This is a genomic window from Bythopirellula polymerisocia, from assembly GCF_007860015.1.
In the GTDB taxonomy this organism is placed as follows: Bacteria; Planctomycetota; Planctomycetia; order Pirellulales; family Lacipirellulaceae; genus Bythopirellula; species Bythopirellula polymerisocia.
Genome location: NZ_SJPS01000001.1, coordinates 523465 through 538129 on the forward strand (window position 1 = coordinate 523465; position 14665 = coordinate 538129).

General features: G+C 53.9%; 9 protein-coding genes. 7 read left to right on the forward strand and 2 right to left on the reverse strand.

Annotation, left to right across the window (positions count from 1 at the left end):
- Window positions 1–81 precede the first annotated feature (81 nt).
- The gene (locus tag Pla144_RS02115; RefSeq protein ID WP_146447666.1) at window positions 82–3870 is read left to right on the forward strand and encodes a hypothetical protein; all 3789 of its coding nucleotides are present in this window, start codon (window positions 82–84) and stop codon (window positions 3868–3870) included.
- Between the two features lie 658 nt (window positions 3871–4528).
- Entirely contained in the window at window positions 4529–6673 is a 2145-nt protein-coding gene (locus tag Pla144_RS02120; protein ID WP_146447667.1) for a hypothetical protein, read from the forward strand.
- Here the strand turns inward: Pla144_RS02120 and Pla144_RS02125 are convergent.
- Window positions 6662–7390 (reverse strand): ABC transporter ATP-binding protein, encoded by a 729-nt coding sequence (locus Pla144_RS02125; protein WP_146447668.1) that lies wholly within the window; start codon window positions 7388–7390, stop codon window positions 6662–6664. The two genes, Pla144_RS02120 and Pla144_RS02125, sit on opposite strands and share 12 nt — an antisense overlap.
- A gap of 109 nt (window positions 7391–7499) precedes the next feature.
- On the opposite strand from Pla144_RS02125, the gene Pla144_RS02130 reads away from it, so the two are divergent.
- Window positions 7500–8282 carry a dienelactone hydrolase family protein gene (locus Pla144_RS02130; RefSeq protein WP_146447669.1) on the forward strand — a complete coding sequence of 261 codons (783 nt, stop codon included), beginning with the start codon at window positions 7500–7502 and terminating at the stop codon, window positions 8280–8282.
- Between the two features lie 79 nt (window positions 8283–8361).
- Here the strand turns inward: Pla144_RS02130 and Pla144_RS02135 are convergent, their stop codons facing one another.
- Window positions 8362–9147: a lysophospholipid acyltransferase family protein gene (locus tag Pla144_RS02135; RefSeq protein ID WP_146448962.1), complete on the reverse strand. Its 786-nt coding sequence runs from the start codon at window positions 9145–9147 to the stop codon at window positions 8362–8364.
- 174 nt (window positions 9148–9321) lie between these two features.
- Here Pla144_RS02135 and Pla144_RS02140 point away from each other — a divergent pair, with 174 nt between their 5' ends.
- The 4 genes from Pla144_RS02140 to Pla144_RS02155 all read left to right on the forward strand — a co-directional run bounded on the left by Pla144_RS02140 (window position 9322) and on the right by Pla144_RS02155 (window position 14593).
- Complete coding sequence (locus Pla144_RS02140; protein ID WP_146447670.1) at window positions 9322–9744, forward strand: DUF4332 domain-containing protein; 423 nt, start codon at window positions 9322–9324, stop codon at window positions 9742–9744.
- Between the two features lie 884 nt (window positions 9745–10628).
- Window positions 10629–12704 (forward strand): hypothetical protein, encoded by a 2076-nt coding sequence (locus Pla144_RS02145; protein ID WP_146447671.1) that lies wholly within the window; start codon window positions 10629–10631, stop codon window positions 12702–12704.
- 134 nt (window positions 12705–12838) lie between these two features.
- Entirely contained in the window at window positions 12839–13954 is a 1116-nt protein-coding gene (locus Pla144_RS02150; RefSeq protein WP_146447672.1) for a KpsF/GutQ family sugar-phosphate isomerase, read from the forward strand.
- Between the two features lie 126 nt (window positions 13955–14080).
- Window positions 14081–14593, forward strand: coding sequence for a KdsC family phosphatase (locus tag Pla144_RS02155; RefSeq protein ID WP_146447673.1), 513 nt, complete (start codon window positions 14081–14083; stop codon window positions 14591–14593).
- Window positions 14594–14665 lie beyond the last annotated feature (72 nt).

The window sequence follows — 14665 nt, forward strand, 5'->3', positions numbered from 1 at the left end:
GGATTTGTTGCTATATTGCGGGCGCTATTCTGGCGGGGGGCCGGGAGTCTATTTCTTATCCCTTAGGCGGAGGCATGCAAAATGCGATGCTATCTAGTGGATCTAGCGCGTGCGACGTTGGTAGGAAGTCTATTAATCGGGTGTACCTCGGAGAGTCACAGTCAGATCTGGACCGGACTGGGAGACGGTGAGACTTGGCTTGACGGATCGAACTGGGACGCGGGCATCGCGCCTCAAGTGCCGGGCAATTCGGCTATCTTTGATACAAACTTTGGGATCCCCCAAGTTCCGATTCAAATTGATGGTGCCGTTGCGATCAGTTCTCTCGATTTGATAAACGCGCCGGGAGCGGTTGTTATCGCTGATGACGAACCGCTACATCCGTTTTTGGCGTTCACGCTTGACAACGCTGGGTCCGTGGTGCCAATCAAGCTCGGTGCAACGCCCGGCTATTCCTTGACATTTGCCGAGAGTCTCTCTTCGTTGCAGTTCAACGACGATGTGGAGGTCGATCACCAGGGGACATCCGCCGACATCTTTCGAATCGAGTCGAACGTATTCGGCATGAAATCGTTGACTTTACTTCCAGGTACCGGTCGTGCGGAATTGGTGGGAACATCTTCCCAATTGAATAATCTTGTCACGAGTGTGGAAACTCAATTGGGAGATTTCAACGCGGATGGCCTGCTCGATTACATTTTTATTGGCGGTGATTTTCGTATCGGTGCCACCGGCAAGGTTTCGACGAGAGCATTCACTCAAAGCGTGGGTAACTTGGACGTGCAGGGAACTCTACTTGTGGAACCGCGCGCGTTGATGACTCAAGACACTCACTTGATTGGGGGAGGAACAATTGATGTTTTGGATCTGGCCACGCTTCGAGTATCCGGAGGCGCAAATTTATTCACCGGAAAGGTCAATCTCTTGGGCGGTACTTTGAGCGTGGGCAGCCCCATAGGCCCTGGAGGGCAGGTAACGTTGCAACAGTTTGCCACCATCGGTACCACCCAGCCAGTTTATAATCCGGCAACTGATCCTGCGGTGGTCGTGGACCCCGGCGTCACGACTCCAGGCTCGGTGGGTTTGGCCATCGATAACCTCCCTGCCTACGCTCTCCCAATCGATCTCAATTTCAATAATGGCTCGGCTAATGCCTATCGTTTGGGGAGTCCCAGTCTTTCTAGCATTGCCTTTGGTACGCCGATCGTGCCTTTCGACGATGGCGTGAGCCAACCTGCCTATTTCCTGGGTGGTGCAGGGCACCTATTCATCGACGCTACACTCACCGACTCACCAATTAGTGGCAACTCAACTGCGGTCATTATGCCATTCTTTCCCTCGGAGGATTTTGGCGTTAATCGAGGGATCATTGGTATTAATTCCTTTACCTCATTCTCCGGTCCAGTGCTTGTCGAACAAGAACAACTTGTACTGGCACACCCGTTGGCAGTAGCAAACGCAGCAGGCCTTGATATTGTTGCGCAAGGGCCACAATACGATGGCGGCAACTACCAACATGGAACGATTACGCTCGATCCATTGCTGATTGGCTCCTATGCGGGTCCGCTGCCGCAACTCTTGGGAGGGGCATTAGGATTCACTTCTCCGCATACACTTGCCAGTTTGCCCACGAACACGAGTTTGCTCGGACTTGCACTATTTGATGCAAGTGGCTTTGGCGGCGGTTCGCCGACATCGAACCTGTTGGCCTTGGGGGGCGATTCGCAGATTGGGCAGGACCCGCTATTCGTCATCAACGACGGGTTGGATCCTGGCCTGAATTCCGTGGTCTTGGTAATCACGGACCAAGCACACGTGAAGTTGACAGTCCCCAATTTTCATTCAGGGGGGACGGCCATCGTGGGACACAGCATTTTGGAGATCGACGATCCTGCGCAGTTGGGTCCGGGGCCATTAAATATTGCCGATGGTGCCGATTTGCTCGTAACCAACAGTATGACGATTTTCAATGAGCTGGACATGCACGATGCTGTGGCTTTCGGCTCTTCGCAGATTCGCGTTCCTGTTGGGGTCACATTGAGGTTCGATGGCAACATGAGTACTGCTGCTGCCCCGCAAGCAACTTTTACCAAGAATGGGGCCGGACGCCTGATCTTTGATCCTGCCTTGCCCTGGCAGCCCTTCAATCAAGAGAATTCTTGGGGATTGAGAGTTAGCGGAGGGGGCGAAGCGATTCTTCACCAGTTGCCGGAATATGATCCACTGTTCGGTGCATGGCAAACTGGTCCTTTAATCTTAGATGGCCCCGGCACAAGTTTAGTTGTTTCGAACAACGTGCTTCCCAACGCGTTTACGATTGCCAATGCCGGCTTTCGAGTGTTGCATGCGGTGCCAAATTCTTTCACGAATATTGAAGTGGCTCTCGGCGTCGATCTTGTCGTGGCTGGTGTCAACGACCGCCACCAAGTGTTTGGTTCGATTGATAAGAGGGGTCCCGGAACACTTTGGTTCGGTGGTGATTCCTCAGGAGGCGACGCGGTCGGCTCTCGCTACGATGGCCGGGGCGACTTGAATATCTTCGAGGGGGCCGTGCGGTTTGGAAATGTCCTCGGCACCGACAATGGAGCTCGTGCTTTCCCGAATGACATGGTTCTGCACCTTCAGAATCAGGCTACTTTGATTAAAGAACAAGACCAGCCCGGACAACTGCAATCCTTGTACATTAATGACTTTGCCGGCGGGGGCATCGCCGAGATGATCATGTTTGACATCGCGGCAGGTTTTGGCGATGGTTCGATTAACTTGAACTTAGATTCCCTGGGCACCTTTAGTATCGTTGGAGATCTCCGCAAACTGGGAAATGCGCCTTTGCGATTCAGTGCCCAGCCGGGTGCTACGATCAACATCGGACCCGGAGCCAGGCTGTTGATTGACGACGGCACGGTGGAGGTAGATGGTTCGGGTATTGATCCTTTTACCGATACCCTTGGAGGAAATTCGTTGACCGTTACTAGCAATAGTACAACCGGCGGTTTACGGATAACCGATGGCAATGTTCGAATCCAACAATTATCCGGCAGTGGCCGAACCCGCGTCGAGGCCGGCGCGAAGCTCGAGGTGGTATCTATTTTGGCGGCCCAGGAGCATTTTGAAATCAATGGGGAAATTCAGGCCACCATTGTGCAAGCTTTCGACCTGCTCACGGGACGGGGAGTGGTCTCTGGGAGTGTATTATTGAACGGTGGTGCGCTTGCTCCCAACGATGACGTCAATCCGGGCATGCCGACACCAGCTACGCTGAAAATCACCGGAAATCTGACCATGGGCGTGGGAGATGAAGTGAACATCGACTTCGATGGTGCGACATTTACCAATGACTTTGTTGACATCGGTGGTATGGCGAGCTTAGGTGGAGCACTGACCCTCGACGTGCATTCTCCATTCAACATGCTTGGAACGAGTTCCCACGTTATCCTCAACGCGGGGGGAGGAATTCCCTCGCTTTTCAATATCACGCCTAATCCGGGTGATTACCTGGGAGCGGGCGTCGAGTTTGCCGGCATAAACTACAGCGCGAATGATGTCACCATCGAACTGCTTCAAACCGCCTATGCCGATTTCAATGACGATCTCGTGGTCAATGCGGCTGACTTGCTCATCTGGAAATCGAATTTCGGTCTGCAAGGCGTAGGAATCCATGCCCAAGGAGACGCCGATCTTGATGGCGACGTCGACGGCCGCGATTTTCTTATCTGGCAGCGGCAGGTTGGTACTGTGTTTACCTTGAACCCTTCCATCACACCGATCAATGTCCCCGAGCCTTCGGTCATGGGTTTGCTTGCCATCTCCTTGCTGAGTTTGATGGTAACGAGAAAGACCAAATCTTTTGACGCATTGCAATCGATCTGACTGACTTGGCATGGAGACAATGCAGACCTTGTTGACGAAGTAATGCCCGGGCTAGAGCCTATCTACGAAAGCCTCTAGCGAGATCTGTTTACACTTGGTGTCAGATCGAGAACCTTAGCCATTCCCAAGCGTTTTGCTCCGAGCCTGCAATTCTGATGAGTGGCCCAGCATTTGCCCTGTCGGACAAAAGTTGGTTGCTTTCGATGCCAACTGGTGGTAACGGCATAGGCATGAAATTAAGAACAGGAGAAACGCATAAGTTGCAGAAACTTTGCATCTTATACTGAATCCAATTCACTAAGCTCTTAAGAGTCGCCTTTCTTTCTACAACGGAAGCTTTCGAATAAACATTTATGCTTCTCGCCCTTTTTGTCCTAGCTGATTGTGATTTCGACGGCGATATCGATAGTCGGAATATTTTTCTTCCGATCATGATTGCTGCAGTTCGGCATGGCGATTCACTTCGATTCCTCTCGCAAATAGCATGAATGAGGCAAATTGATTCGTTGCATCATGCAACTTCAACTTGCCTGATAAAGTATTGCTCGACGGAGTTCACTTCGCTTATCATGATGCGAGAGACACTTGAACTGCGTACGACGGGCGCACGGGCTTCTCGTCGCAAACACCATGGCTTTCTGCGTTGAGGTATTCGATCATGATGCGATGTTTTTCTGGAACTTTTCTCCCTCGACTTGGCTTTTTTCTGTTTTCACTTGTGCTTCTGAGTTTAGTATCGAGCACAAATGGCCAATCCGTTTTTTATACGTTTACATCCGGGCCATCAGGCGACGGATTCGATTGGCCTGCCTCGCCGCAAGGACTGTTGCCCGAGGGGGATAACTTTTTTACGCCTGACGGTGTCGATTTCTACAACTACACTGGCAACAACTTGTTCTTCGACAGCCAGTACCAAGTCTCCTCAAATTCCGGGATCATCGATGGGGACGCAATGTGGGCCAACCCCCTGGTTGGGTCCGACTTTAATGACCTGGACGTATTTCTGCCCGATGTATCGTCTGTAGGATTTAGCTTTGCCCAGGCTGTCGCCGGTAGCCCCACTGCCACGCCCGATTTCATAGACATCTATATCGAGGATTCCGAAGGGCGGTACACCTTTCAAACTTACGGCCTCGACTCGTCCTTCACTGGCTTCGGCGGTGTCGACGGCTGGGCAGGCAATATTCTCCTGGATATCGAGGACCTCATCGACGACGGAGACATTGACGGAAATTCGTTCATCGACATTTCATACTTCTACATTGATCTCGACTCGCTAGCGACCAATGGCGGCACCAGCGAGTTCGCCATCGACAACTTTTCGCTCGACGGTGGCAGTGGCAATGGATCAGACCTGCTCTTCCCTTCGGTCAACCAGGGCCAAACCGACGTAACCGGATCGACACTTGGGACGAACACACTTCGAGGCACGGGGACTCACGGAATGGGAATTGAGGTTACCAACGATGCCGGCACTGCAACAACCTACTCGATTCAACTCGTGCCCGGCGGTGATCTTAGTCCCAACACCCTACCGAGCGGAGCTTCAATCGACGCGGGCGAATCGATATTCAATCCGGACATAGCTACGGTTGATCGATCATTGCCGAGTGGCACGTACGAAAGCGACATCACCATCATTAACGACGGCGATCCAGCGGACCCAGACAATGTCGCAACTCTCAGCATAGACCTTTTCGAGCCCGAACTGCTGTCCGGAAACTTCACCGGTGTAAACGTCAACGCATTTGAGGACGTTATTCTCAGCAACGCTGCTGCTCCCGCCAACGGCTTCCGCGCAGCGGTCAAGGTCACAGGTACCCAGACTACCGGACCCTTTGGGGTAGATGATTTTACTCTAGACGAACGTGTACTGGACAGCGAATCGATCCAGGCCAACGTAACTTTCAACCGCTTCGGTCAGCTCTCCGGTACCCACGTTGGAAGCTATACCGTTTCCCTCGAGCAGGCCGCGTTTTTCGTGAATCAATTCGTTGATTTCGAGGTATTCCTGGCCAACAAAGAGCCAGTTCCGGACAAGAACTGGGTACTCAACTACGATCTTACTAACAACAACAACGACAACGCCAATTTCACCACGGGCTTCACCTACGCCGGTCGGCTGGGGGTAAACCGGTTCGAAGTTGCCGCCACCCTGATCGACGGCACCAGTTCCACAAATCAGAATGTCTCGATGCAGTTCACCACCGACCCGGACCCGTCCAGCGCAGATACCATTGGCGACCCGATTGACTTAATCTTTGGTGGAGGTGACGGCGACCCGTACGTGTTGCAGTTCACCTACGACGAGTCACTGGTTCCTTCAGGTTTATCCGAGACTCAGCTCCAAGTGCTGTGGTATGATGTTGTTGCTGGCGAGTGGGCCGTGGCAATTGACGGCAACTCTTCAACGACAAGTACGTTCTTCAGTGGCTCATGGGCGGATTATCTCGCTGGGCCGGGCGGCGGCACATTCGACGCGAGCGACCTCGGTGCTTTCGGTGTCGACGCCGCAAACAACCACGTTTGGGCTGCATTGGACCACGCTTCGATCTTTGCTGTTGGAATGCTGGCTGCCGGAACCAACGGCGATTTCGACTTCGACGGCGACGTGGATGGCCGCGATTTTCTCATCTGGCAACGAGGAGGATCTCCCAACGGAACGGGCATTGGCGATCTGGCTTTATGGCAAGGGCAATACGGCTCACCACTGGTAGCAGCTACCGTAGTGCCGGAGCCTGTGGGGGGAGTGATGCTTTTGACCGGCATACTTCTAATGTGTAGGCGTCAATCACCACGTTAATTCGTGCGCTGCCTTTTTCGTTGAATTCTGTTCGATTCCGGTAATGTGCCCCCCAGAGAGATGGATAACGCGGTCGGCCATGTCGGCGATCACCGCGTTGTGGGTGATGACAGCCGTAGTCGTCCCGAGGTCCTCGTTGATACGCTGAATGGCGTCAAGCACCAGGATGCCGGTCTCCACGTCAAGTGCCCCGGTCGGTTCATCACACAATAACACGGCCGGCCGTTTGGCCACAGCCCGTGCGATGGCGACCCGTTGCTGCTCGCCTCCCGACATCTGGGCCGGGAAGTGATCAATCCGCTCATGCAGATTGACCATCTTCAATGCTTCGACGGGGTCCATGGGGTTACGGGAAATTTCTGTAATGAGTGCTACATTCTCGCGTGCAGTGAGGCTCGGGATCAGATTGTAGAACTGAAATACAAACCCCACATGATCGCGGCGATAACTGGTCAGCTCCGCGTCGTCGAAACTGGTGAGTTTCTTGTCGCGGTAGGTGATCGTCCCCTCGCTGGGGGAGTCCAGCCCTCCCAGGATATTGAGCAGCGTACTCTTGCCACTTCCTGAGGGACCTAACAGCACCACAAACTCACCACTATAAAGATCAAGGTCCACTCCGCGCAGCGCATGCACATCGACCTCACCCATGTGATAGACCTTGGTAATCCCTCGGGCCGAGAATACCGTTTCAAGTTGCGGTGCAAGGTTCTTCGCCATGCTCTCAGTATCCCAGTACTTAGATTTGATGGCTAGTGCCGGTTGCAGACTAGTGATCGCTATCAAATAATGCAGGCAACTTCCCTCCACCCTTTCCAACGAGGCCCTCATGTTCATTCGCCACGCTACCGCATTGATTCTGTTAGTTCTTGCAAATACCGCTCAGGCTGAAGTCCAGACGAAAACGATCACCTACCAGGATGGCGATGTGGAGTGCCACGGATACTTGGCCTGGGATGATGCCATCGAAGGAAAACGGCCCGGGGTGCTCGTCGTCCACGAATGGTGGGGGCTGAACGACTATGCCCGTGAGCGGACCGAGCAACTGGCGGAGCTGGGCTACGTTGCCTTCGCGGCCGACATCTATGGTGAAGGAAAAACCACTACGCACCCAGCCGATGCTGGCAAGATGGCTGGCGAAGTACGAGCCAACGTCGACCAGTGGCGCACGAGAGCTCAGGCAGCACTCGACGTGCTCGAGTCCCAGCCACAATGCGATACTTCAAAACTCGCAGCGATTGGCTACTGCTTCGGTGGCGCAACTGCTCTGCAACTCGCCTACACCGGGGCAAACCTCGACGCGGTGGTCACGTTCCACGGAGCACTTCCCGCAGCGACCCTTGAAGAAGCAAAGCAAATCAAAGCAGAACTTCTCATCAATCACGGGGCGGATGATACTTTCGTTAATGAAGAGGCCGTGGCGAATTTCAAGAAATCCTTAGACGATGCCGGGGTAACGTATGAGTTCATCGCCTACCCCGGAGCGGTCCACAGCTTCACGGTTCCAAATGCCGATAGTGTGGGTATGCCCGGCATTAAATACAACAAAGAAGCCGACGAAAAATCATGGCAAGCGATGCGAGATTTATTTGAAAGAAAGCTCGATAAGTGACCTGCCAAATGCAGCTCAGCCGGACCAACACTTTGGTCCGGGGTCCCCGGAGGCAGGTGTGCCTCCGGCTAAGAATTTTTCAAGTTGTGGAGTCCCACTTCGCTAAGTGATGTTCGAGGAACTGAATGATCGCTTCTTGTTCCACCGTGCCACGACCTGTGACCTGAATCGCTGGACCAAAAGCAAATCTCACCTTTCGCTTTGGATCGATACGTCCGAAATCGGCAGACGGATTACCTGCTCCCCAGGCATCGGTCCGCAACGCCACAGGGACGATCGGCACGCCGGCACGGCTGGCGAGCTTGACGCCGATGGTGTTGAAACGCTGGGGGTTAAACTTTGTCGCTCGTGCACCTTCCGGAAATACAATGAGCGAGATGCCACGCCTGAGTCGGTCAAGTCCGCCCTCCAGCATAGATTTCAGATCTCTGCGCGGATCGGTTTGGGTCACGGCCACGGGATCGCGTGATCGCATCACATGGCCAAACACGGGATACGTGAGTAGACTCTGCTTGACGACAAAGGTGACTTTCTTAATCGGCTGCACTAGGCAGGGTAGCACCATCGTTTCGAGCGAACTCATGTGGTTGCCGATGACAAGGCAAGGTCCTTCGACTTCACGCAGATAATCAATGCCCGTAATTTCGAACTCAACCCCAACGGACTCAAGGGCCCGCAGAACAGCCAGGCTGCTGTCACTCCAGGCCTCATCGCCGTATTTCCCACGCATCGCCTGCCAACTAGAACGAAATACGATCAACGCGTACCGGGCATGAAACACCAGTGAGGGGAATGTCCGTGCAAACCAGAAAACTCTCCTGGCCGGAGTGTGATACTCGCCATCAACGTATTGCAAACTTTGCATGCGAACAGGATAGCCAGTTCTCGCAACCAGCGGGAGGGTTGAATTCAGAGAGGCTCGTTTGAGCACCCTCTGCCAGAGAGAATTGCCTTGATACAACCGCATCGTCAGGCACTTTCAAGGGTGCCCTCTCAATCGCCCTTCACGCCCTGACCTACGATTCCTATCATCCCGAGCATGGTGCAGTGGACTCTTCAAAGCAATGCGTGTGATGTACTTTCCCTCGGCCCTCGGGCGGCGGGGAGATTGGCTACGGTCGGCGTTCGCACGGTTGCAGAGTTGCTGGCCATTAAACCACAAGTAGCGGCGGATCAGCAGTTTTCGGCGGAAACGATCGCCGCCTGGCAACGTGAGGCACAATTGCTGCTCACCATGCCGTTGCTTCCCAGCAATGCGGCGCGCATTCTGGCTGCAATTCACATGAATTCCTCGGAGCGATTGCTCCATTCGACGCCCACGCAGCTCATTGCTGAAATCGAGAGTCTGTGGCGCGATCCGAACGGACCAACATGGCTAGCGTCACAAGAAAAACCTTCCGTGCGCGCAGTGTGCGCCTGGATAGGTATTGCACATCAGGCACATAAATCGAAGGCAGCCTGATGCTAGCAACAAGAGGAATAAGAGACGTGCTGTCACAAGATATTTGGTGCAATGATTCCACCTCGATACAAAATCAACTCAGTGTTCTTCGAAGGAAATTCAACTCTTTGTTGATGAATGAGAACCAACAAAGTGATGCACAAAAACTTTTTTCCAACTTACTGAAACCGACCTTGACCGCTTTTTGAGGCTGGCGTATTCTCCGCCGCACGACAACCAATTAACTGCTGCTGATGCACGAGGCAAGGAAGCCAACAATCGCTCGACAGTTTATTTTCGATAGAGCTTTTCTTCCTGATCCTTGCAACGACCGCACCAGCAATTTTTTGATAGCGAGGAACATACTAATAGGGAACCACGTGGTCGGATCGAATTGGCTTTCTGAGCCGAGTTGATCCCGAAGCGGCTGGCGAAGGCATGGATGCCTCCCACCGCCTCGAACCGCTCCCCCCCGTCGTAGTGAAAGTCACGGATGACAAGCTACGTCCGCCCTCACGCATGCGTCATTGCGTCCAATCGCTCCCGGAAAAGTAACTACGTCCTTTGCCCCCCTGGGACGCGTGCTTTTCTGGGAGCATTTTTTTTGCGCCGAGCGGAAAGGTGAGCAGGCGAGCCAGATGCGTCAGCTTCCGTCATGGCTGGCCCCTGAGCTCTACTCACCTAATCGACCCCCCCTCGGTAATTCTGACAACGGTGCGCCGCAATATTGGGACACTTTTCTGTCGCGCGACCGGGGCATTCTTGCCGGAAACTGCCTGCTTTGCTTATGCTGGCAGTTTTGGCACACGCTATGCACCACTGCTAGCTGGAGCGCAGTCCAGTCCGCACCATTACGTGAACGGCACCCGCCCCGCAAACCCTAAACTCCCCGCAGGTGAACTATCATGTCTAGAATTTCCATAAGCTTAGGTGGTCTCCTTTTAACCAGTCTGGTCGCACTGAGTGCCATTCAGATAGCGTCGGCACAAGCCCCCCCCATTCCGGGGCAACAAAACATGCTGCCCGACCCCGAGGTACTCGATCAAGGACCGATCCACGAGGCCTTTGCCGAGCCGCTCGCATTTGAACAGGAAGAAGCCGAAGTGGTGACCAAACAGCCTCCCGCACCTGTCCAGGAACTCCCTCCGGATGAGCGACCAGAAGGCAAAAATGTTGAATGGATACCCGGTTATTTCAAATTTGATCGCGACCGGAACGACTTCGTTTGGGTCAGCGGCCTGTGGCGTGATGTGCCTCCCGGCCGAACTTGGATCCCCGGCGAGTGGCAAGAAGTCGATGGTGGTTGGCAATGGGTGCATGGATTCTGGTCCGATGCCGACCAAGAATTGCGTTTGCTGCCGATTCCTCCTGCTTCTCTAGAAGCAGGACCCTCGAGTCCTGCTCCCGGTGACAATTATTCGTGGGCCCCCGGATGTTGGAATTGGCAGAACACAGGCTATGCCTGGCAAGCAGGCTTCTGGTACGAGGCCCAACCCAACTGGGTCTGGATTCCAAATCATTACAGCTACACGCCGACAGGATGTATTTACGTCAATGGCTATTGGGACTATCCCCCTCAATCCCGCGGCTGGTTGTACGCACCCGTTTACTGGGGTGGCGGCTACGCCGGTTACGGTGGCAATTATTACTATCGCCCGAGAAGCGTAATCAATACAGGATTGCTTCTAGCCAATCTATTCGTCAACAATCGCTACGGTGGTTATTACTACGGATACAACTACGGGCGGCATCCGAATTGGATAAGTCCGTGGGGAGCGAACTATGGCAAATGGGGAAACTACGGACACACTGGCCAAGGTAAAGGACATCACGGCAGATACGATCCCCTCTGGGCCTACAATCGCGGGAATAATCACGATCGAAATCATCGAGGTGATGACCATCAAGCAGGGAACTTCAATCGCGGCGACCACCGAGACGGTGACTTCACCAACGGGCGCGATCGCCAAGGTGGAAAGTTGGTAACGTCCGTGGAGGACTTCAAAAAAGATTACCAGAAATCTGGAGGAAACAATCGCAAGGTTCGTCAGCTTAGTGACACAGAAGTCGCCAAAGTGCAGAGTCAAGCGAAAAAATACGCGAATTACGACCGCAGTCGCATTGGCCTCGAAGCCAATTCGGCAGCAGATCTGAAGACTAGCCGCGATGGAAACCGTGCTAAATTCGACGGAAGCAAGACCGCTCAGGGTCGCATCCTTCGCCAAGGAGACGGCGGATCACTCCAAGGAGATCTACGCAAAAAGGGGAGTGTTGACGTTCGTAATCAAGGGCAAGGGAGTCGCGATATCCGTAGCGGTGGAGACATCGAAGCCCGCATTAGTGGCAGCAACCAAGCTGAAATCAAACGAGGCCAGCGCGATAGCGACCTGCGTTCGAATACTCAACTGCAAAGAAGTGCTCGAATGAAGCAGGATGGCAAGAGTATTGATCTTGGAGCTTCCAATCAGTCTCCCGGCAGTGTGAATCAGCGGTATAAAGGCACTCGCCAAGGCGACGGATCCGCTCAATCAGGCAGGCAGCAGCTGTATTACCGTGGTTCTCCCAATCAGAGCACCAACGGGCAACAACTTAACCAACAGCAACAGCAGCAGTTCAAACAGCGGCAACAGAATGTGCCCAATACTCGCACGTTGCAGAATGGCCTTCCGCAAAACGTCAATCCGCAGGGAGCTATCCGCCGAAGTGGAACACCCGATACCTCAAACATGCGGAGCTACCAGGGGAATGCAAGAGGACAGGGAGCTGCCCAAAGTACCCAACGCTCAATCCAACCAACACAGCGGAACTTCGCACCTCAAAGTCGCGGGGCCTACCGCGGCGGCGGTGGCAATCCTGGAGGTGGCAACCAAGCTATTCAGGGAAACCGAGGTGGAGGTGGAGGCGGAAACCAAGCTAGCGGCGGCAACCGTGGCGGACGAGGAGGGGGAGGTCACCAGGGTGGCGGCAAGAAGGGGCGCTAAATCTGATACATCGCTCGAGACTTAGCGGCAACGTGCTAGCACTCCCTGCTCTCACGTTGCCTCAATAGTTCAAAACTCCTACTATCCGGCCCACGAATTTCCACCTCCCACGCTGTGTCAAGGAAGACCCACCGATGAGCACGGATGCTGCGCTCCGCAAGCGAGCGATCGAACCTGAATTCCCTTCTCCTTCGGACCCCCCTTCACAAGAAGAAGTCTTGCGACTTGGTCGCCAAGTTGTCCGCGCTGAAGCGCGCGCGCTCACTGATCTAGTCAAGAAACTCGACGACAATTTCTATGCTGCCGTCGAATGGATTCATCAACTGCAGGGCGATCTAATCATCACCGGCATGGGTAAGGCGGGGCACATCGCACAGAAACTTGCGGCCACTTTTGCCTCCACGGGCACAAGGGCCCACTTTCTGCATCCCGCCGAAGCAATCCACGGCGACCTGGGTCGTGTGAAGTCGGGAGATGTCGTACTGCTATTATCGCAAAGCGGCGAGACGGCAGAAATCGTCGGCCTGCTCCCAAGCTTTGCACAGCTCGATGTGCCGATGGTCGCGATCACCGCCAGCCAGGAAAGCACCCTGGGACGCAGCGCTGATGTGACCATCGAACTCGGTTCCCTCGACGAAGCCTGTTCACTCGGTCTGGCTCCGAGCACCAGCACTACTGTCATGTTGGCTTTAGGTGATGCACTCGCACTAGTCGTAAGTCACTTGCGCGGTTTTGAAGCGGAGGATTTCGCCCGTTATCACCCCGGCGGATCGCTTGGCTTGAAGCTCAGCACCATCGAAAACCACATGCGGCCACTCAGCGAATGCCGACATGCGCCAGAGAGTGCCACGATTCGCGAAGTACTGGTGACCTGCACCAAGCCCGGACGACGTAGCGGGGCCATTATGCTAGTCGACGCCGAAGGTTGTCTCACCGGCTTGTTCACTGACAGCGACTTAGCTCGCTTGATCGAGAACCGCCAAGACCACACTCTCGACGGGCCTGTGAGCAATGTGATGATCAAATCCCCCACCACGATTGCCGCCGGCTCAAAGATGAGTGCCGCCATCGAATTGCTCGCTGACCGCAAAATCAGCGAACTTCCAGTAATTGATGAAGCTGGATGCCCGGTCGGCCTGATTGACGTGACCGACGTAATGAGTCTGCTACCAGAGACCACTCCCTCTAAACCGCGTAAGATCATTCGCCCCACTGTGCGAATCTATGCCGTCGATGAATACGCAGATTGAAAATAGAGATTAGAGGTCGGAGATTAGAGGCTAGGGAATTCGATCGGCCAACCTCTAACCTCTAACCTCTAACCTCTAACCTCTAACCTCTAACCTCTAACCTCTAACCTCTAACCTCTAACCTCTATGTACGCTGCGATTCGATTGATCCTTTCCGACGTCGACGGGGTGCTTACTGATGGGCGCTTGATTTACGACAGTCAGGGTGGCGAAGCAAAGCAATTTCACATTCGCGACGGGCAAGGGATTCGTCTCTGGCAACAGAATGGTGGGGAGTTTGGAATCGTTACGGCTCGCCGTTCGCCGATGGTCACACGTCGCGCCGCCGAGCTCGACATCACTCTTCTAAGGCAAGGGGCAAAAAACAAACTCGCCGATGTGAGTGAGATTGCGACTGAATTTGGATGCGGTCTGAATGAGATTTGTTACGTGGGCGATGATTTACTCGATTTGGCCACGATCGAATCCGTAGGTTTGGGAGTAGCGGTCGCCGACGCTGTCGAAGAAGTCCGCCAAGCAGCCAAATATGTCACGAGCCAACCAGGAGGGCAGGGGGCAATCCGAGAACTCATCGAACTCATCTTAAAAAACACAAATCGCTGGGAATCAACGATCAGGAATTTTGGGGCAAGAGGCTAGTTGTCAGAGGTTAGGAAATCGCTTGGCTCCTATCTTTTTCTCCATCCCCTTGCCTCGAACCTCTAGCATCTA

What these genes read in the sequence shown, in the direction of transcription:
- Pla144_RS02115 (WP_146447666.1), top strand. Translation starts at nt 82, where the DNA reads ATGCGATGCTATCTAGTGGATCTAGCGCGTGCGACGTTGGTAGGAAGT.
- Pla144_RS02120 (WP_146447667.1), top strand. Translation starts at nt 4,529, where the DNA reads ATGATGCGATGTTTTTCTGGAACTTTTCTCCCTCGACTTGGCTTTTTT.
- Pla144_RS02125 (WP_146447668.1), bottom strand. Translation starts at nt 7,390, where the DNA reads ATGGCGAAGAACCTTGCACCGCAACTTGAAACGGTATTCTCGGCCCGA.
- Pla144_RS02130 (WP_146447669.1), top strand. Translation starts at nt 7,500, where the DNA reads ATGTTCATTCGCCACGCTACCGCATTGATTCTGTTAGTTCTTGCAAAT.
- Pla144_RS02135 (WP_146448962.1), bottom strand. Translation starts at nt 9,147, where the DNA reads ATGCAAAGTTTGCAATACGTTGATGGCGAGTATCACACTCCGGCCAGG.
- Pla144_RS02140 (WP_146447670.1), top strand. Translation starts at nt 9,322, where the DNA reads ATGGTGCAGTGGACTCTTCAAAGCAATGCGTGTGATGTACTTTCCCTC.
- Pla144_RS02145 (WP_146447671.1), top strand. Translation starts at nt 10,629, where the DNA reads ATGTCTAGAATTTCCATAAGCTTAGGTGGTCTCCTTTTAACCAGTCTG.
- Pla144_RS02150 (WP_146447672.1), top strand. Translation starts at nt 12,839, where the DNA reads ATGAGCACGGATGCTGCGCTCCGCAAGCGAGCGATCGAACCTGAATTC.
- Pla144_RS02155 (WP_146447673.1), top strand. Translation starts at nt 14,081, where the DNA reads ATGTACGCTGCGATTCGATTGATCCTTTCCGACGTCGACGGGGTGCTT.